Source organism: Pseudomonas sp. TTU2014-080ASC, assembly GCF_001446935.1.
Classification (GTDB): domain Bacteria; phylum Pseudomonadota; class Gammaproteobacteria; order Pseudomonadales; family Pseudomonadaceae; genus Aquipseudomonas.
In genome coordinates, this window is sequence record NZ_LKKK01000015.1 from 67,379 (window position 1) to 86,527 (window position 19,149).

16 protein-coding genes are annotated in these 19,149 nt (G+C 57.9%); 9 read left to right on the forward strand and 7 right to left on the reverse strand.

Going from position 1 to position 19,149, the window contains the following annotated elements; genetic code table 11:
- Nucleotides 1–8 precede the first annotated feature (8 nt).
- Together tsaE and AO726_RS19075 are read right to left on the reverse strand one after the other, a co-directional pair.
- Nucleotides 9–479 (reverse strand): tRNA (adenosine(37)-N6)-threonylcarbamoyltransferase complex ATPase subunit type 1 TsaE, encoded by a 471-nt coding sequence (gene tsaE, locus AO726_RS19070; RefSeq protein WP_058069692.1) that lies wholly within the window; start codon nt 477–479, stop codon nt 9–11.
- A complete protein-coding gene (locus AO726_RS19075) occupies nt 467–1,966 on the reverse strand; it encodes a bifunctional ADP-dependent NAD(P)H-hydrate dehydratase/NAD(P)H-hydrate epimerase (protein WP_058069693.1) in 1,500 nt (499 codons plus the stop codon). The genes tsaE and AO726_RS19075 overlap by 13 nt, the downstream gene beginning before the upstream one ends.
- Before the next feature lie 59 nt (nt 1,967–2,025).
- On the opposite strand from AO726_RS19075, the gene queG reads away from it, so the two are divergent.
- Nucleotides 2,026–3,087, forward strand: a complete 1,062-nt coding sequence (gene queG / locus AO726_RS19080; protein ID WP_058069694.1) for a tRNA epoxyqueuosine(34) reductase QueG — start codon at nt 2,026–2,028, stop codon at nt 3,085–3,087.
- Nucleotides 3,088–3,237: 150 nt separating this feature from the next.
- On the opposite strand, the gene orn is transcribed toward queG, so the two are convergent.
- Together orn and AO726_RS19090 are read right to left on the reverse strand one after the other, a co-directional pair.
- On the reverse strand, nt 3,238–3,780 hold the full coding sequence (orn, locus tag AO726_RS19085; protein WP_058069695.1) for an oligoribonuclease: 543 nt from the start codon (nt 3,778–3,780) through the stop codon (nt 3,238–3,240).
- A gap of 40 nt (nt 3,781–3,820) precedes the next feature.
- On the reverse strand, nt 3,821–4,594 hold the full coding sequence (locus AO726_RS19090) for a class I SAM-dependent methyltransferase (RefSeq protein ID WP_058069696.1): 774 nt from the start codon (nt 4,592–4,594) through the stop codon (nt 3,821–3,823).
- Nucleotides 4,595–4,710: 116 nt separating this feature from the next.
- On the opposite strand from AO726_RS19090, the gene rsgA reads away from it, so the two are divergent.
- A complete protein-coding gene (gene rsgA, locus AO726_RS19095; RefSeq protein WP_058069697.1) occupies nt 4,711–5,742 on the forward strand; it encodes a small ribosomal subunit biogenesis GTPase RsgA in 1,032 nt (343 codons plus the stop codon).
- A 47-nt stretch (nt 5,743–5,789) separates the two neighbouring features.
- Here the strand turns inward: rsgA and motB are convergent, their stop codons facing one another.
- Nucleotides 5,790–6,767, reverse strand: coding sequence for a flagellar motor protein MotB (gene motB / locus AO726_RS19100; RefSeq protein ID WP_058069698.1), 978 nt, complete (start codon nt 6,765–6,767; stop codon nt 5,790–5,792).
- 8 nt (nt 6,768–6,775) lie between these two features.
- Nucleotides 6,776–7,627 carry a flagellar motor stator protein MotA gene (gene motA / locus AO726_RS19105; protein WP_058069699.1) on the reverse strand — a complete coding sequence of 284 codons (852 nt, stop codon included), beginning with the start codon at nt 7,625–7,627 and terminating at the stop codon, nt 6,776–6,778.
- 121 nt (nt 7,628–7,748) lie between these two features.
- Here motA and AO726_RS19110 point away from each other — a divergent pair, with 121 nt between their 5' ends.
- From AO726_RS19110 to AO726_RS19135, 6 genes are all read left to right on the forward strand, one after another.
- Entirely contained in the window at nt 7,749–9,263 is a 1,515-nt protein-coding gene (locus tag AO726_RS19110) for an HDOD domain-containing protein (RefSeq protein WP_058069700.1), read from the forward strand.
- A 53-nt stretch (nt 9,264–9,316) separates the two neighbouring features.
- Nucleotides 9,317–10,132 carry a rhodanese-like domain-containing protein gene (locus AO726_RS19115; RefSeq protein WP_058069701.1) on the forward strand — a complete coding sequence of 272 codons (816 nt, stop codon included), beginning with the start codon at nt 9,317–9,319 and terminating at the stop codon, nt 10,130–10,132.
- A gap of 26 nt (nt 10,133–10,158) precedes the next feature.
- Nucleotides 10,159–11,016 (forward strand): archaetidylserine decarboxylase, encoded by an 858-nt coding sequence (asd, locus tag AO726_RS19120; protein WP_058069702.1) that lies wholly within the window; start codon nt 10,159–10,161, stop codon nt 11,014–11,016.
- 159 nt (nt 11,017–11,175) lie between these two features.
- Nucleotides 11,176–12,975 (forward strand): hypothetical protein, encoded by a 1,800-nt coding sequence (locus tag AO726_RS19125; RefSeq protein WP_058069703.1) that lies wholly within the window; start codon nt 11,176–11,178, stop codon nt 12,973–12,975.
- A 62-nt stretch (nt 12,976–13,037) separates the two neighbouring features.
- Nucleotides 13,038–15,107, forward strand: coding sequence for a GGDEF/EAL domain-containing response regulator (locus AO726_RS19130; protein WP_058069704.1), 2,070 nt, complete (start codon nt 13,038–13,040; stop codon nt 15,105–15,107).
- A gap of 108 nt (nt 15,108–15,215) precedes the next feature.
- A complete protein-coding gene (locus AO726_RS19135) occupies nt 15,216–15,959 on the forward strand; it encodes an SDR family oxidoreductase (RefSeq protein ID WP_058069705.1) in 744 nt (247 codons plus the stop codon).
- A gap of 36 nt (nt 15,960–15,995) precedes the next feature.
- Here AO726_RS19135 and serB read toward each other — a convergent pair whose 3' ends face one another.
- Nucleotides 15,996–17,210: a phosphoserine phosphatase SerB gene (serB, locus tag AO726_RS19140; protein WP_058069706.1), complete on the reverse strand. Its 1,215-nt coding sequence runs from the start codon at nt 17,208–17,210 to the stop codon at nt 15,996–15,998.
- Between the two features lie 276 nt (nt 17,211–17,486).
- Between serB and AO726_RS19145 the strand changes: the two genes are divergently transcribed.
- The gene (locus AO726_RS19145; protein WP_058069707.1) at nt 17,487–19,058 is read left to right on the forward strand and encodes an AhpA/YtjB family protein; all 1,572 of its coding nucleotides are present in this window, start codon (nt 17,487–17,489) and stop codon (nt 19,056–19,058) included.
- The last annotated feature ends 91 nt before the right edge of the window (nt 19,059–19,149 follow it).

Genomic DNA, 19,149 nt, shown 5'->3' on the forward strand with positions numbered 1-19,149 from the left:
CCCCATCATCAATTAGCCTCTACAGCCAAAGCACTGCACCATGCAGCGCCACGCTCACCCTGAGCTTGCAGGTGCAACCTGCGCCCTGCGCCATGCGGGGTAATGGTAATGTCCAGATCTGCCTTTGGCAAAACGCCCGCTCCACGTTGCGGCCACTCGACCAGACACAGGTTGTCGGCATCGAAATAATCACGAATACCCATAAATTCGAGCTCTTCAGGATCGACCAGTCGATACAGGTCGAAGTGAAAGGCACGCACTGAGCCAATCTCGTACGGTTCAACCAAAGTGAAGGTCGGACTTTTCACCGCACCGGTATGGCCCAGCCCGCGGATGATCCCACGGGACAGGGTGGTTTTACCGGCCCCAAGATCACCGTGCAGATAAATCACCCCGGCACCACCTGTCACTTCGGCAATTTTTGCCCCAAGCACCAACATGGCCGGCTCGTCAGCTGCAAACAGCTCTATTTCAGACACGCAGAATGCTCCTGCATTAATTCTCTTATCACCACACACAGATCACTCGCTGCCAAACCACGGCCTAAAGACGACAAACGCTCACCAGCGCAGGCATGCAGATAAACCGCCAAGCGGGTAGCATCAACCGTGGACAAGCCCTGCGCCAGCAGACTGCCAATCAAACCACTCAACACGTCACCTAACCCGGCCCCGGCCATAACCGGATGCCCCCGTTCACACAACCACAGCTGGCCACAGGGGGTTGCTATGAAGCTGCCAGCGCCTTTCAGGACACATACCTGACCGTAGCGCACCGCCAATGCCCGGGCAGCACCGGGACGATCTGCCTGCACACGGGCACTGCTAATGCCCAACAAGCGTCCGGCCTCCCCCGGATGAGGGGTCAGTACCGCGCGCTCAGGCAACCTGACAACACCCTGCGCTAACAGGTTCAATGCATCAGCGTCCCAGACTTGCACTGCTGAACTGATCGACGCAGCCGACAACAAGCTCCGCGCCCATGCGCCCTGCCCCAGCCCAGGACCGACCACCCACACGCTGGCAGCTGCTCCCAGCGCCAGCAGTTGGTTGGCCGACTCCACCCCAATCGCCATCACTTCAGGCTGACGGGCTTGGGAGGCCAATACATGCTCACTGCGTGTCGCCAGGCTGACCAACCCTGCCCCAGAGCGCAACGCACTTTGTGCGGCAAGCAAGCCTGCGCCGCCATATCCGCGCTCGCCAGCTACAACTAACACATGGCCCAGCTGCCCCTTATGCGTCGTAGCCTTACGCGGCGCCAACGCAGGCAGACTCTGAGCGTTTAAACGCAAGGCTTCATAAGCATGACTGGTCACAATGGAGGGATCAGCCCGCAAATCGGCAAAGTGCAAGTCACCGATATAGTCAGCCGCCTGGCCCGTAAAAAGACCAAGTTTCAGACCGATCAGGGTTACGGTCAATTGCGCCTGCACAGCAATACCCAGCACATTCCCGGTATCGGCGCAAAGGCCTGATGGAATATCTACAGCCACCACTGGCAGGCCAGACTGATTAACCTGCGCGATGGCCTGAGCATAAGGCTCACGTACCGTGCCGCTGAGGCCAGTGCCCAGCAATGCATCAACCACCACACCGCGCAACTCGATACTTGCCTGCCAAGGCTCAATGCTGATTCCGGCTGCAACGGCCTTTGCCCGCGCCAGGGCTGCATCACCCTGCAAGCACAAGGGATCGCCCACCGCCAGCACACGCACCTGCCAACCGGCCTCACCCGCAAGACGAGCTATCAGATAACCGTCACCGGCGTTATTGCCTCGCCCGGCCAGCACTGTCATTTCCCTAACACGAGGCCATTGCTCGCGCAGCAGCTCCCAAATGGACTCAGCTGCTCGCGTCATCAGCTCAAAACCGGGAGTACCGGCTGCAATCAGACGCGCGTCCAGCTCGCGTACCTGAGCAGCGCTATAAAGGGGCAAGGGAAGATTGTCTGGAGAATGCGTCATGCGTTGGCTCCGTTGTCTGGCAGAATTATACGCACCTCCGCCGCGCTTACCCGAATTGTATGAACACTCCAGCACTCAACCTCGACACCCTCGCCCAATCGATCAAGGACTGGGGCCGCGAGCTGGGCTTTCAACAAGTCGGCATCAGCAGTGTTGATCTCGGCGAGCACGAGCAACACCTGCAACGCTGGCTCGAGGCCGGCTATCACGGCGAAATGGATTACATGGCCGCGCACGGCACAAAACGCTCGCGCCCGGCCGAACTGGTGCCAGGCACCTTACGTGTGGTGTCACTGCGCATGGATTACCTGCCCGGCGACACCCAAATGGCTCAGCGCCTGACCGAGCCGGATAAGGCCTACATCTCTCGCTACGCCCTGGGCCGCGACTATCACAAACTGATCCGCAAGCGCCTGCAGCAACTGGCCGAGCGTATTCAGCAGGAAATCGGCCCTTTCGGCTATCGCGCTTTTGTCGACAGCGCGCCGGTTCTGGAAAAAGCCATCGCACAACAGGCCGGACTCGGCTGGATCGGCAAAAACACACTAGTGATCAACCGTAAAGCAGGCAGCTACTTCTTTCTCGGTGAGCTGTTTGTCGATCTGCCACTGCCAATAGACGAAGCGCACACCAGCGAACATTGCGGCCGCTGCAGCGCCTGCATGGACATCTGCCCGACTGAGGCCTTTGTCGGCGCACAGGTGCTGGACGCCCGCCGCTGTATTTCTTATTTGACCATTGAGCTGAAAGGCCCAATCCCGGAAGACCTGCGCAAACCGATGGGCAACCGAGTGTTTGGTTGCGATGACTGTCAGATTGTCTGCCCGTGGAACCGCTTTGCCAAACCCACGGAGCAAACCGACTTCCTGCCCCGACACAATCTGGACAATACTGAGCTGGCCGAACTGTTTTGCTGGAGCGAAGAGGAATTCCTCAGCCGCACCGAAGGCTCACCACTGCGCCGAGCCGGTTATGAGCGCTGGCTGCGCAATCTGGCTGTCGGATTAGGTAATGCCCCGTCGACAATTCCAGTGATCGAAGCACTCAAGTCACGCCTCAACTATCCGTCAGAGCTCGTGCAAGAGCACGTGCAGTGGGCATTGGCGCAACATGGGCTGTGAGCAAGCCTAAAACCTGCTTACCTCACACTCAAAGGCACCTCCAAACGCCCCTTCGGCCCCGCAGCCTGGATTAGCCGCAGGCGTAATCCGCCCCACAGAGAAACGCTCGCCCAAACAAAAGCCCGCATCAGCGGGCTTTTGTTCATCCAATCACACTTTAAGAAAGTGCTGCCGGTAATGCTTAAGCTCGGCAATCGACTCCCGGATATCGTCCAGCGCTTGGTGAGTGCCTTGCTTCTGGAAGGAGTCCTTGACCTGCGGGGCCCACATGCCAGCCAGAATCTTCAAGGTCGACACGTCCAGATAGCGATAGTGGAAATAGGCTTCCAGCGCCGGCATGTACTTATAGAGGAAGCGACGGTCCTGACCGATGCTATTGCCGCAAATCGGCGACTTACCTTTCGGCACCCACTTTTCCAGAAACGCGATGGTCATTGCTTCGGCTTCAGCCTGGCTGATCGTGCTCTCACGCACACGCTGGGTCAGGCCGCTTTCACCGTGGGTGCGGGTGTTCCACTCATCCATGGCTGCCAGCTTCTCATCGCTCTGATGCACAGCGATGACCGGCCCTTCGGCCAAAATGTTCAGATCACTGTCAGTGACGATAGTGGCCATTTCGATGATGACATCGGTCTCCGGCTCCAGACCGGTCATTTCCAGATCAATCCAGATCAAGTTGTTTGGATTCTGCATGCTGTGCTCCTCGGCTAAGTCCGACAGTTTAGCGAAATAATCAGCCCTGCATCTGCCAGATCAGCAGACGCGAGCCACGCCAATCACCCACTTCAATGACCTGCTCAGCCGGTTGCTCCGGTACCTCAAAGCTATTACTGACGAGCAGGCTACCGGGGCGCATCTGCGCCTGCGCCTTGTCCCAGAGCCGCGCCATCGGTGCTGGGGATAAAAAGCAGTACACCACATCGTATGTGGATAAATCGGTACGCCAAAGGTTTTCCAGGCGGACCAGGCAGTTCGGCTGGCGCAAGGCCCGCAACCAGGCCAGTGCAAAAGACAGTGGCGCGGTTTCCACCCCCACAAACTGCGCCTGCGGGAACTGCCGCGCAAGTGCCAGCAGGGCACTGCCTGGGCCACAGCCAAGATCAATAAAACGAAAGTCAGCTGGCTGTTGCTGCAATAAACCGATCAGAGCCTGCCGACTCGGCGCACCACTAAGGTACAGCGGCACCCGCTCACTCACGCTGTTCCAGTTAAGCAGTAGCACCAGCACAAAACCGAGCAGAAACACCCACGCCGGCAGCTCGCTGCCACGACCCAGCAGCAATGCAGGGACAAACAGCAAATTCAGGCCGAACCACCAGCGCGACAGCCCCAAGTAGCGCCCCAGAGTGGCTGCCAGCAGGCCTTGGGCAAGCCCTGCTGCCATAATTGGCGGACGCCAGGACGACAGCTGTGCGGTTAAGTAAACCAGCATGCCGACCAGCACAAGCGCCACACTTTGCGCAATCAGTGCCCGCGCTGCCGGGTACTGCCTGATCCGGTTGACCATCTGAGCGCCCCATCGCACTGCCAATAATCCGCGCAGTGTAGCCGCAGGACAGCGCAACAGGCAGCCCGTGCTAGACTCGCGTCTGTTTATTGCGCATCCAACCTTTCGGAATCTCCATGGCCAAACGCCAACTCAACCGCCGACAAAACTGGCGCATCGAAAAAGTCCAGAGCGAGCGCGCTGCACGCGCCGCCAAGCGCGAGTCACAAGCGCTGCAAATTCTAGAAGGCGGCGATCTTGGGCCGGAGCAGTTCGGCTTAGTCATCGCCCACTTTGGCGTGCAAGTTGAAGTAGAGGCACTGGACGGCGAGCTTGCCGGCCAGGTCTTCCGCTGCCACTTACGCGCCAATCTGCCCAGCCTGGTAACCGGCGACAAAGTCGTGTGGCGCGCTGGCAACCAGGGCATTGGCGTGATCGTCGCGCAGCTGCCGCGCGACAGTGAATTGTGTCGTCCGGACATCCGTGGCCAGCTCAAACCGGTAGCGGCTAACGTCGATTTGCTGGTGATCGTCTTCGCCCCGCTGCCCGAGCCCCACGCCAACCTGATCGACCGCTATCTGGTCGCTGCCGAACACGCCGGCATCCGCCCGTTGCTGCTGCTGAACAAGGCCGATTTGATCGACGAAGAGAACGGCCCGGCGTTGCATGAAATGCTCGGCGTGTATCGCCAGCTCGGTTATCCGCTGCTGGAGGTGTCCGCCCATCAAGGTGACGGTATGGAGCAGCTGAAGAAACGCCTGGACGGCCATGTCAGCGTATTTGTCGGCCAGTCCGGTGTGGGCAAGTCGTCCTTGGTCAACAGCTTGCTGCCGGGCGTAGACACCCGTGTCGGTGCGCTCTCGGAGTTAACCGGCAAAGGTACCCACACCACCACCACAGCGCGTCTGTTCCACTTCCCCGGCGGCGGCGAGCTGATCGACTCCCCCGGTATTCGCGAATTTGGTCTGGTGCACGTAAGCCGGGATGATGTTGAAGCGGGCTTTATCGAGTTCAGCGAACTGATCGGCCATTGCCGCTTCCGCGACTGCAAGCACGACCGCGAACCGGGCTGCGCACTGCTCAAAGCGCTGGAGGAAGGCCGAGTGCATCCACAACGGATCGCCAGCTACCGACATATCGTAGCGAGCTTGCCGGAGCCGGATTACTGATAAAAAAGGCCGCGTCAAACGCGGCCTTTTTTATCAGGAGGGCTAGCTCAGTTGAACTTCAACACACCCTCTTCAAAGATATTCAGCTTCTCCCTCAGCTGATCTTTTTGCAGCGGCTGATCGCTTGCGGGCGGCGCTGCATTCTGCTCAGCTGAAGGCTCATCAGTGCGACCGTGCTCACCATCGATGGCACGCTCAGCCTTTTTGGTCAGCACCACAATATCAATGCGGCGATTGATGGGATTAAGCGGGTTTTGGCGGTCGAACAAGGCCGACGAACCATAGCCAACCACACGCGCCACCTGATCATCGTCATAGCCACCGGCGACCAGCACACGCCGCGCAGCATTAGCCCGATCTGCCGACAAGTCCCAGTTACCGTAGCCGCCTCGGCCCGAGTATGGCTGCGCATCGGTATGCCCGCTGATGCTGATTTTGTTTGGCACAGCCGAAATCGTATCGGACATGGCCAGCAGAATATCCTCGAAGTACGGCTGTAACTGTGCACTCCCGGAGGCGAACATCGGCCGGTTATCCGCGTCCATGATCTGAATACGCAGGCCGTCCTGGGTAATCTCGAACAGAATCTGATCTTTAAAGTTCTGCACCTGCGGGTTTTCATCCACTTTGGTCTGCAGTTCTTGCAACAGCAACTCCAGACGCTCGCGCTCGATCTCTTCAGAAATGGACTCAGCCTGCTGCTTATCGATGTCACCCGGATTGCTCTCGGACGCGTCGCTTGGCTTGATCTCTGGATTGAGGGTGCGATCAGGCGACGGTACAGGGGTGCCGCCCAGATCGATCACGTGGGGGCTGGCGCTTTCAGTGAACCCGATAGGGTCCTGAAAGTAACCGGAAATGAGTTTCTTCTGCTCCGGAGTGGCCGAGGACATCAGCCACATCACCAGAAAGAAAGCCATCATCGCCGTGGCGAAGTCGGCAAACGCGATCTTCCAGGCACCACCGTGATGGCCACCAGCGCCCTTTTTGACCCGTTTAACGATTATCGGCTGATTATTTTCCATGCTCAGCCTCAGCCTCCACGCATTGCCTGTTCAAGCTCGGCAAACGTCGGGCGGTGAGCGGGGTACAGCACCTTACGGGCAAACTCGACAGCCAGCGAAGGCGGCATGCCGGAAGCAGAAGCAACCAAGCCTGCCTTGATGGCCTCATACACGTTCACTTCTTCTTTTGCGTCATGCTCCAGAGCGCCGGCCAGCGGTGCAAAGAAACCGTACGAAGCCAGAATACCCAAGAACGTACCAACCAGAGCCGAGCCGACCTTCTGACCAATCTCAGCGTTATCCGCCTCAGCCAAAATCGACATGGTGATTACGATCCCCAGCACGGCCGCCACGATACCCATTGCAGGCAGACCGTCAGCAATTTTGTTAACCGCATGGGAGGGATGTTCCAGTTCCTCTTTGAGGCTGGCGATTTCCATATCAAACAGCCCTTCCAACTCATGGGGAGCCATGTTGCCGGAAGACATGATGCGCAGGTAATCGCAGATGTAAGCAGTCATCTGCTGATCTTTAAGAATGCCGGGGTACTTACTGAAGATCGGGCTGGCCGCTGGATCTTCGATATCCGCTTCGATGGCCATCATGCCTTCACGGCGGCTCTTGTTAAGAATCTCGTAAAGCAGTTTCAGCACATCAAGATAGTACTGTTGAGTGAAACGCGAACTGAACATGCTCAGGGACTTTTTAAAGACCCGCATAAACATGCTGCCAGGGTTCGCCTGCAGGAACGCACCAAGTGCCGCGCCCCCGATGATCATGATTTCGAATGGATGCACCAAGGCCATGAAATGACCACCCGAGAGAACAAAACCCCCGATGACGCACACGAAAACAACAACGATGCCGATGATTTTTACCATAGGGAAACAACTTGCCTAAATGAAGGACCAAGGCGAATAGCCAAACAACCCTTCTATTTATCGGGAGTTTTGCGCGAGACTATAGCCAGTTAAGATCAAAAAGCCAGTCTGTGACACTTGTATGCCAAATTCCCCCCATACGCAGCGCACATTGAACGACTGGCTGAAGCAGCTGGATAGCCCTCTTCTTCCTGCCTCCAACGACAGCGTGCAGAAAATGCGCCGAGGCCTGCTCAACAGCAACTGCTCAATGCGCGAGCTGGCCGACCTGATGAGCCACTGCCCTGCACTCGCACTGGCGGTCTTGCGTGAAGCCAATCGCAACACCAGCGCCCTCAGCACTAAAACCGAAAGCCTCGAAGCAGCGCTCAACCGCCTTGGCCTCAAGCGCGCCGAAGAGCTGCTGAGCAAACTCCCCAGCCTCGCAGAAGAGCAGCTGCCTACAGCCCTGCGCCAGATGCAGCTGATCAGCCAGCATGCCAGTCAGCAGGCCAGCGGTTTGTTTTCAGCCCGCCTGGCCCGTCTGTGGCAAGAGATTCACTGGGGCTCACTGCTGTTTCTGTCGCCGATCTGGACGCTGGTTACAACCGAGCCTGAGCTGTTCAACGCATGGGAGCAGCGGGTACTGATTGGCAAAGAATGCAGCCAGCGCGTTGAGCAGGAGCTGCTCGGCATGCCCTTACTTGAGCTGTGCCTGGCCCTGAGTGAGTGCTGGCAGTTGCCAGACTGGATCATTCAAGGCTACCGCCTGCTGCTCAACGACCGTCGCCTGCTGGTCAAAGCCCTGCACTTGGCCCGCGATAACGACAACCCGCTACGCCAGCAGCAGCGCTTGGATGAAGATCCTGTACTGTTGCGCTGGCTGACCCAACCGGCCAACAGCATCCTGCTGGCCAACGGCCTGGCGCTTTCCGCGCACTATGCCTGGAACAGTGACCATAACCTGCGCTGGCAACGCCTGAGCAGCCTGTTTTTGAAGCTGCCGATTGCCGAGTTGCAGCAGTTGATTCACCAAAATGCCGTCAACAGCGCCCGCGAACATGCCCGCCCGGGCATCTGGCATCCGGCCGAATCGCTGCTGTGGCCTTGGGATGAACGTCGCCTGCAAGCCGTCGCCCAACACAACAAAAACGAGATGAGTAAGGAATGGCGCGAACTGTGTCTGCAACTGCTGGCCAGCCCGAGCCGCTTCAGTAATGTCCTGCAACTGACCGACTGTGCCAACCAAGCCTTAAAGGCCTGCGGTTTCACTCGTGTTCTGTTGTTTCTCGCGGATCGCCAGCACTCCCGCCTGCAAGCCCAGCAGCAAACCGGCCTGGATAAAGCCAACGTCGGCATGGCTCTGGCCCCACAGCAAAGCCAAGTGCTACGCAGCATGCTAGCCGAGCCACGACAACTGCGCCTGACACCATCCAACGTAGCCAAGTTCTCTGCCCTACTACCGGGCTCACTGAAGAGCCTGTTCCCCAGCGAGCACTGGCTGCTGCGCTCAGTCGCGACCAACAACCGGGTGGTCATGCTGATTGTCGCCGACCAAGATGGCCACCCCATCAGTGATTCAGACCTGCAGACCTTTGGCAAAACCGTGCAATGCATTGAGCGGGCATTGGGGAATTTTGCCAACCGGGGACACTAGTCTTTCCGTTACAATCCGCCTCAGCCACTTCCCGAATACCATTGAGGCCCGGCATGACTGACTTTGCTGACCAGCCATTACTGATAGAGCCTGCGCAACTGGCCAGCCGACTGAACGCCCCGGGCCTGATTTTGGTCGACCTGACCAATGCGCAGCGCTATGCCGAAGGCCATATTCCCGGCGCCCACTTCGTTGAGCCCAAACGCACGCAGTTTGGCCAACCGCCAGCGCCCGGTCTGCTGCCAAGTAAAGAGCAACTCGAACAGCTATTCAGCGAGCTGGGTCATCACCCGGACGCCACCTACGTTGTGTACGACGATGAAGGCGGCGGCTGGGCCGGCCGCTTTATCTGGATGCTGGATATGATCGGGCACACGCGCTACCACTTCCTCAACGGCGGGCTGATTGCCTGGCTGGAAGATATCGGCACTCTGAGCACAGAGATACCGCCGGTGGCTCAGCAGTCGCTCAGCCTGACCCTGCATGAGACACCGAACGCCACCCGTGAGTACATCCTCAGCCGTCTGGGCGCAGAGGATCTGGTGATTTGGGATGCCCGCTCACCAGAAGAATATCGCGGAGAAAAGGTTCAGGCGCAGAAAGCCGGACACATCCCCGGCGCGGTCAACTTCGAATGGACTGCCGGCATGGACCCACAACGCGGCATGCGCATGCGCAGCGACCTGCAACAACAGCTCACTGCTCTGGGCATCACCCCGGACAAGGAAATCATCACCCATTGCCAGACCCATCGCCGCTCCGGTTTCACCTATGTGGCCGCCAAGGTGCTGGGCTACCCTCGGATCAAGGCCTATGCCGGCTCCTGGGGCGAATGGGGCAACCACCCGGACACTCCGGTCGAGCGCTGAAACACAGCGTCAATTAAGGAAAACACATGAAAGACCGTCTGTTTATCATCAGCCAGTACCTGCTGCCTCATCACCTGCTGTCGCGCCTGATTGGCTTCGTCGCTGAGTGCCGCATTGAGTGGCTCAAGCGCCCGCTGATCAACTGGTTCGCCAAACAGTACCAAGTGAACATGAGCGAAGCGCAGGTTGAAGACCTCAACGCCTACGCGCACTTCAACGACTTTTTCACCCGCGCCCTCAAAGACGGCGCCCGCCCGCTGGACACAACGCCCGGCGCAATACTTTGCCCTGCCGACGGAGCAGTTAGCCAACTGGGCAAAATTGAGCAAGGCCGTGTGTTCCAGGCCAAAGGCCACAGTTTCAGCGTGACCGAACTGCTCGGCGGCGACAGCGAACGGGCTGCAGCGTTTATGGGCGGCGACTTCGCCACTATTTACCTATCGCCGAAGGACTACCACCGCGTACACATGCCCCTCACCGGCACTCTGCGTGAGATGGTGTATGTACCAGGTCGCCTGTTCTCGGTTAACCAGACCACCGCCGAAAACGTGCCTGAACTGTTTGCCCGCAACGAGCGCGTGGTTTGCCTGTTCGACACCGAGCGCGGCCCGATGGCCGTTGTGCTGGTCGGTGCGATGATCGTGGCCTCCATCGAAACCGTCTGGGCAGGTCTGGTGACACCACCTAAGCGCGAACTGAAAACCGTGCGCTATGACGAAGCCGCACGCGGACCAATCACGCTGGAGAAAGGTGCCGAGCTGGGTCGTTTCAAACTTGGTTCAACTGCAATCGTTCTGTTCGGCCCTGAACAAGTCACTTGGGCCCAAACATTGGCCGCTAACAGCCCTGTGCAAATGGGCCAACTGCTAGGCACTGGAAACTAACCATCCGCCCCAACCTGGCGGTCAAACGACCGCCAGAGCCCTCTTCAGATTCGCAGACATCACCTGCCGCTGCCTTAGCGGCTGCCATGAAGGCAATATGATGCTACAGTCACCCAAACACTGATTTCCCAGCCATTATTGCTGGAGCAGCCGGTCGCAATGGATAAACAAAACGCGCTTTCCCGTCTACGAACCACAACCCCCAACAACCCCTTCCTCACCTTCTGCGAGGCTTCGCCCCGCCATGTGAAGAAGTGGATCGAAGGCTTACCCAAAGCCAATGTGGGAGAAAGCGCCCGTCAGCTCTACCAAGCCCTTCTGGAAATCAACCAACTGCAAACCAGTGCTGAAAACCGCCTGCAGATGCTGGAGCTGCTGCGCCCGGAAATCTTTTTTGTCTGCAATCAATTGGAAAAACACTTCGTCAACCTGGCGATTGTCCTGGACGAGCGCCCGCGCAAAGTCGCCAACTTGTGTCAGGCCCTGCAACACCATCTGGCCATTGGCTACAAACTGATTGTCACGGCCCTGGGTAGTCAACCCACGCGGGATGAACAGAATCTGCTGGCCGCCGCACTGCAGCGCTCCATCCATAGTCTGTGCGGTCCGCTGATCCGCTCCAGCCAGCTGTATTGCCCGGTTCCTGAAGGTTTATGGCTGGAGCTGCACCTGCTCTACCAAATCGCCCGCGCCCACGGGCTGCACAAAACCTCCATTCGCGACCCACAAGCCCACCACACCCAGGGTTTGAGCAGCGAACAGTGCTACCTGGTCGCACTGCTGCTGGGCAGTTCGCGCTGCAACCAAATGCGCCAGAACACCATTGCTCAGTTGGCCAAAATCCTTGAACTGTGGGCCAACCTGGTAACGCTGAATCCAAAGGATGCCAGCACCTGCCTCTTTGCGGTCAACCCAGCCCAGGATGCACCACCGCGCTACACCACCCAGTTAAGCCCGCAAGACATGCAGGATGCATTGGGCATTGATCCCTCAGTGCTGGCTCATGCACTAAACGACTATTTACAGAGCAAAGACCCTTCACACCTGCACGTTCCCACAAATTTCAGTCAGGACATGCTGCAACATTTGACTGCTGCCTGGGGCGACATTGCTGAGCGCACATTTCAGCGCACTCAAAGCCAGGGCAACCTGACCCTGAGCCTGGGGATGAGCGCGGTGCACTATTACCTCGCCGGCCAACGCCTGTTTAACGATGTCCTACGCCAATCAAGCCAGAGCAACGCGGCGGTGTTCAGCGTGCAAAGTGGTGACGCGGACATCTGGTCCGGTGCCTTCGATGCGAAGAAGGGCGAAAACCAGGAAGACGTTCTGCCGTTCGAAGAAATTCAGTACAGCCGACCGGATGACGAAACCCAGCAGTCAGCGCTGTATCAGCAGCACACCGCCAGCTACCCAACTTTCGAGGTCTCCATCGTCAACATCAGCCCCGGCGGTTACTGCCTGTCCTGGGGCCGCGAAGTGCCCAACCAGCTTCAGGCTGGTGAGCTGCTGGGCGTACGCAGCCAGCAACAGGACAGTTGGAGCATCGCCGTGGTGCGCTGGATTCGTCAGGTACGCGGCGGTGGCACACAGATGGGCATCGAGCTGATTGCCCCACAAGCGCAGACCTGCGGCCTGCAATTGCTGCGCAATGGCGATCAGAACAGCCAGTTCATGCGCGCCCTGCTACTGCCGGAGATCAGTGTTATTTCACGGCCTTCAACCCTGATTACCCCACGCATTCCGTTTCAGGAAGGCAGCAAAGTCAGCATCAACATTAATGGTACCGAACATCGCGCAGTGCTCATGAAACGCATTAGCAGCACGGGCAGCTTTAATCAGTTTGAGTACAAACTGATTAAAGAGGTTGAAGAGAGCCCGGATTACGGCGATACGATAAAAGTCAGCAACAGCAAAGCAGGCGCGGAAGATTTTGACTCACTCTGGAAGTCGCTGTAGATTGCCCAAACCTTACCGTTTGTCGCCTTTTAGCGGCAGCTTGGCGAAGAATTGATATCAAAATGCCTCTCGAAAAAAAAACCATCCGCCTCTTAATTCTCGAAGACTCGCAGAACGAAGCTGAGCGTCTGGTTAATTTGTTTCGCAACGCCGGACAAGCTACCCGCGTCCATCGCCTGAGCGCAGCAGATGATCTCAATGAGGTTCTTCAGCACAGCTGGGACCTGCTGATTTGTGCGCCGCACAGCGAACATGTCGCCAGCAGCGAGGTGATTGCCAGCATCCGCCGTCAGGCCAAAGACATTCCTGTTATCCAGCTACTCGCTGACAACGACTCCGACAGCATCACCGAAGCTCTCACTCTGGGCGCGCAGGATGCCCTGCCGCAAAGCGAGGATGAACGCCTGATTCTGGTGGCCAAGCGTGAACTGGCCAACCTCGAGCAGCGCCGTGCACGTCGCGCAGCCGAAGTCGCTCTGCGTGAAGCAGAAAAGCGTTGCCAACTGCTGCTCGAAAGCTCCGTAGACGCTATTACCTACGTTCATGATGGCATGCACATCTACGCCAACCGCTCCTATCTGGAGCTGTTTGCCTATGAAGATGCTGAAGAATTGGAAGGCATGCCGATGATTGACCTGATCGCCAGTCAGGATCAGTCCAGCTTTAAAGAGTTCCTCAAGAGTTACCACAGCGGCGAAGGCCATGCCGAACTCAAGTGCACGGGCGTTAAAGCCAGCGGCGAAACCTTCACCGCACAAATGAGTTTTTCACCGGCCACCTACGACGGCGAACCCTGTATCCAAGTTGTCATTCGAGCCGAAACAGACAATGCCGAACTGCAGGAAAAACTCCGCGAGATCAGCAGCCAAGATCTGGTCACCGGCCTGTTTAACCGCAGCCACTTCCTTGAATTAATGGACGCGGCAGCCGAGCGCGCAGTCAACTCGGGTCAGCCTTCGACCTTGGCTTATATCCGCGTTGACCACTACGCCACCCTGCTGGCACAAATCGGGCTGGCCGATATCGATATTCTGCTGACCGATCTGGCTAACCTTTTGCGTGGCCATTTCTCGGCCGAAACCCAGCTTGCACGCTTTGGCGATGACGTCTTCGCTGCACTGATTCCTGCGGCAACACCCGAGGCGGTTCAGGAAGATCTGGAAAAACTGCTGAAGAAAGTTGAAGGCAACCTGTTTGATATCAGCTGTCGCACCGTCCAGACCACACTGACCATTGGTGTCGCGGGCTTGAACGAGACCACAGCCAAAGCTCAGGAAGTGGTCGACCGCGCGCATCGCTGTGCCGACGAGCTTAGCAACGGCAACGCGATCAAACTCTATGACCCAGCTGAAGAGCTGGCCGCTGCAGCCAGCCGCGGCAATATCATCGCAATGATTCAGCAGGCGCTGGATAACAATAGTTTCACGTTGTTGTTCCAACCCATCATCAGCCTGCGCGGTGACAACTACGAACACTACGAAGCCCTGCTGCGCCTGCGCAGCCCACAGGGTGAAGACATTCCGCCGCTTGAGCTGTTCAAGTCTGCAGCGGAAGCAGGAATGGCGGAAAAAATCGATCGCTGGGTGATCCTGAACTCGATCAAACTGCTCACTGAACATCGCGCCAAAGGCCACAACACGCGCCTGTTTATCCACGTCTCGGCCAGTAGCCTGCAAGACCAAACCCTGCTGCCCTGGCTCAGTGTGGCCCTCAAAGCAGCCCGCCTGCCGTCCGATTCGCTGGTATTCCAATTCAGTGAGCCCGACGCAATCGCTTACCTCAAAGCGGCCAAAGCCATGACCCAGGGGTTGAACGAACTACACTGCAAAACGGCCCTGACTCAGTTCGGCTGCGCGCTTAACCCGTTCAATACGCTGAAACACCTGCATATCGATTTCGTCAAAGTCGACAGCTCCTTCTCTCAGGACCTAAGCAAACCAGACAACCAGGAAGCGCTGAAAACGCTGCTGGCCAGCCTGCATGCCCAAGCCAAGTTGACCATCGTCCCATTCGTCGAAACCGCCAGCGTGCTTGCCACCCTGTGGCAGGCCGGCGTCAATTACATTCAAGGCCACTACCTACAAGGCCCTAGCCAGACGATGGATTACGACTTCTCGGCTGACGACGAATAAGTAAAAAGGCCGCCTAATGCGGCCTTGTCTTAGCGCCCAAATACGTTGACAGCTCTGCGAACCACGCCCTAAGTTCGACCTAGGTTCTCGTCAACAGGGGTTATCGCCATGGGACTGGCACTGGTCACCGGCGGCAGTCGCGGCATAGGCGCAGCTACAGCATGCACACTTGCCCGCCTCGGCTACAGGGTTTATCTGACCTACGAGCGTGACAGCCATTCGGCAGACCACGTCGTTCAATCCATCACCCAGGCAGGCGGCTCAGCTAGAGCCTGGCAACTGGACGTCTCCTCCGAAACAAGCATTCTGCGTATCTTTCAGGCACTTGATCAGGAGCCTCAACCCCTATCATTACTGGTCAATAACGCCGGTATCACCGCAGGTTTCAGCCTCCTTGAGGAGCTATCACTAGAACAGCTTGAGCAAGTATTCCGGGTCAACGTCTTCGGAGCCTTTATATGTGCACGCGAAGCCGTGCGCAGGATGGCACGCTCACAGGGCGGCAATGGCGGGGTCATCATCAATGTGTCTTCGCGAGCCGCCGAACTGGGCGGCAGTGGCGAATGGATTCACTACGCGGCGACCAAAGGCGCACTGGACAGCATGACCCGTGGTCTAGCTAAAGAAGTTGCCGACGAAGGAGTCCGAGTCAACGGCGTAGCCCCGGGGCTGATCGAAACGGATCTGCATGCCGCTGCGGGTATGCCTGAACGTACGGTGCAAATGGCAGCCACAGTACCGCTCGGGCGGGCGGGACTTCCTGAAGAGGTTGCCAACTGCATCGGTTGGTTGGCCTCGCCGGAAGCGAGCTTTGTAACGGGAGCGATTATTCCGGTCTCGGGAGGCAGGTGAGGATGCGCTGCATCCTCCCCCCTAAAAGCAAGCCCGTCAGACTTGGCCGTCGCGGTCGCGAAAACCCAGCAGATAGAGCACGCCATCCAACCCTAGGGTGGAGATGGCTTGTTTGGCAGACTGTTTAACCAGTGGCTTAGCGCGGAAGGCCACGCCCAGACCGGCAATTGCCAGCATTGGCAGATCATTGGCGCCGTCACCCACCGCAATGGTCTGTTCCAGACGCAGCCCCTCTTTTGCGGCCAGTTCACGCAGCAGATCAGCTTTACGCTGCGCATCCACAATTGGCTCGACAGCAACACCGGTTACCAGACCGTCAACAATTTCCAGCTCATTAGCGAACACGTAATCGATGCCCAGCTTGGCCTGCAGCTGCTTGGCAAAATAGGTGAAGCCACCGGACAGAATCGCCGTCTTGTACCCCAGACGGCGCAGCTCGCTAAACAGCGTTTCCGCGCCTTCGGTCAAACGCAGGGATGCGCCGATATCCGCCAGCACGGTTTCCGGCAACCCTTTAAGCAGTGCCAGGCGTTCACGGAAGCTGGCCGCGAAATCCAACTCACCGCGCATGGCGCGCTCGGTAATCTCCGAAACCTTATCGCCTACGCCGGCAGCCTTGGCCAACTCGTCGATAACTTCAGCCTCGATCAGCGTCGAGTCCATATCAAACACAGCCAAACGGCGGTTACGGCGGAACAAGGAGTCAGCCTGGAAGGCAATATCCACATTCAGCTCCTGCGCCACACTCAGGAACTCGGCACGCAACGCAGCAGGGTCTGCAGGTTCACCGCGCACGGAAAACTCGATACAGCCCTTGCCTTGCTCGGCCGGCATATCCAACGGCATCCGCCCGGACAAACGATCAATATGGTCGATATTCAGGCCGTAGCGGGCAGTAATAGTACTGACACGCTGCAACTGCTCAGCCGTAACCTTGCGGGTCAGCAGAGTCACGATATGGCGGGCCTTGCCCTGACCATTGACCCACTGCTGATAATCCTCCTCTGACACCGGCGTAAAACGCACCTGCTGGTCCAGCTTGTAGGCGGTAAAAAGAATGTCCTTAAGTACAGAGGACGCCTGCTCAGTGTCAGGAATCTCGACCAGAATGCCGAATGACAGCGTGTCATGAATCACCGCCTGGCCGATATCGAGGATGTTCACTCCTCCCTGCGCCAGCACACCTGTGATGGCGGCAGTCAAACCGGGACGGTCTTCACCGGTGATGTTGATCAGGACAATTTCGCGCAAGGCGCACTCTCCGGGAAATGATTGATCGCAAGCGACCTGAAACAATGACAGGGTTAACTCAGGCTGTGGCGGGCCGGCTGCAATGCCCGTCAAAGAACCGATCAGAGCAGTTGATCGGCCAGGGCACCGTGATTGGAGCGGGTTCCACGCTGTATTCAGCCTGAAAGGCAACCATTCTACCTACTTTCGCATGACAACACTCACGGACGGTGCTTTGCCCACAGACGGTGCATCGTTATACTGCGCGGCATCGTCAGTCGAAAAGAGCCGAGCTCTGTGAACCGGCCCGCCCCCGTAAAGCCCGATAATTTCTTTCTCCTGCTGTTCCAGGCCTTGCGGCAACGCCGCATTCCACTGGCGCTGCGCATTGTCAGTCACAGCCTGCTGCTGGTTGCTCTTGCCCTGCTGATTTATGGCTGGGTCATTGGCATGCAGTTCAAGCATGCGATGCAGCAACAAGCCGAAGCGCTGGGCAGCAGCCTGATAACCCAGACAGCCGCCTCCGCTACTGAGCTGCTGGTGTCTAACGACATCCTCAGCCTCAACGTGCTGCTCAATAATCTGGTGAAGAATCCACTGGTGGCTCATGCCGCTATTTACAGTGTGGATAACCGCATCCTCGCTGAGGCAGGCTCGCGCCCCAGCCAAAACATGCTGGGTGAAACCGACGGGCTGTACTCCACGCCCATCACCTTTCAGGAGGTGATCGCCGGGCAACTGCGCATCAGCCTAGATATGCAACAGTTCCAGCAGCCCATGACTATCAGCCTGCAGAGCATGGGCATCCTCAGCCTGATTTTGCTGGCCCTGACCCTTTCCCTGAGCATGCGTCTGGGGCGGCATATCTCTACACCGCTGCTGCAATTACGCGTCTGGCTGCGTGACCCGGATGATCCTGCTCCAGGCGCCGGACGTCAGGACGAAATCGGCGACCTGGCTCGCCAGCTGCAACATCGTCTGGTTCCTGAAAAGCCGGCCCCGGTTGAAGAACCGGAAGCCTTTGACGATTTGCCAGTCGAACTACCGGAAGACGATGAGCCGGCCGTTTCTTCCCGCATTGAACCGGGATTTGACGTACCCAATCTGCGTGCTGAACGCCATTACGATAACGCTGACGACTTCGACGACCTGGACGAACTGGAGCCCGCCCCTAGCGCCCAACGCCCAGCTACAGTAGTGAAGCCAACCCATTACGACGATGATCTGGACGATCCGTTTGCAGACCTGCGTGACGATGAGGACCAGCCTCAACCAGCACCTGCAGCAGCACAGACGACGCAGGAAGCAGCACAGACCAGCGCAGTTCTGGCCATTCAGCTGGGCGCACAGGAACAACTGCGCCGCCTGCCCCGCGCACGCCTGATGGAGCTTCTTAACCGTTACCGTGATTGCCTTGAACAGGCTGCAGAGTTGTATGAGGGTGAATTGTTTACCCTCAGTGATGGCAGCAGCCTGATTCTGTTCCATGAGCAGGGATGTGGCGAAGACTACCTGACCCACGCCATCTGCTGTGGCGAGCTGATGCGCGCCCTGGGCCATGCCTTGCAAATAGAGGTAGCCGACAGCGGCATCACCCTCCAGCTTCAACTGGGCCTGTGCCTGGGTGAGGAACTGGCGGGGCTGACACAGGGCGACCTGTTGCTGAGTGAGACTGCGCAGAATGCGCTGGCTTTGTCGCAACATAGCCGCAACCTGTTACTGGTTGAGCGCAGCATTGCTGATGACGAGTTGGTCAGCCAACGCGCGCGCATCCGCGCCATTGCCAGCCCACAAGGTGCGTGCTGCGTCGAGCGCCTGCTTGAGCCATACCCATCACTTCTTGAGCGCCAACTGGCGCGTATGCACTGACAGACAGCAATGAGCCGGGCATGCCCGGCTCATTTTTAGCTATGTCATGCATCCCGATCCAGGACTGCCCGGCACTTGCCGGGCATTTTGC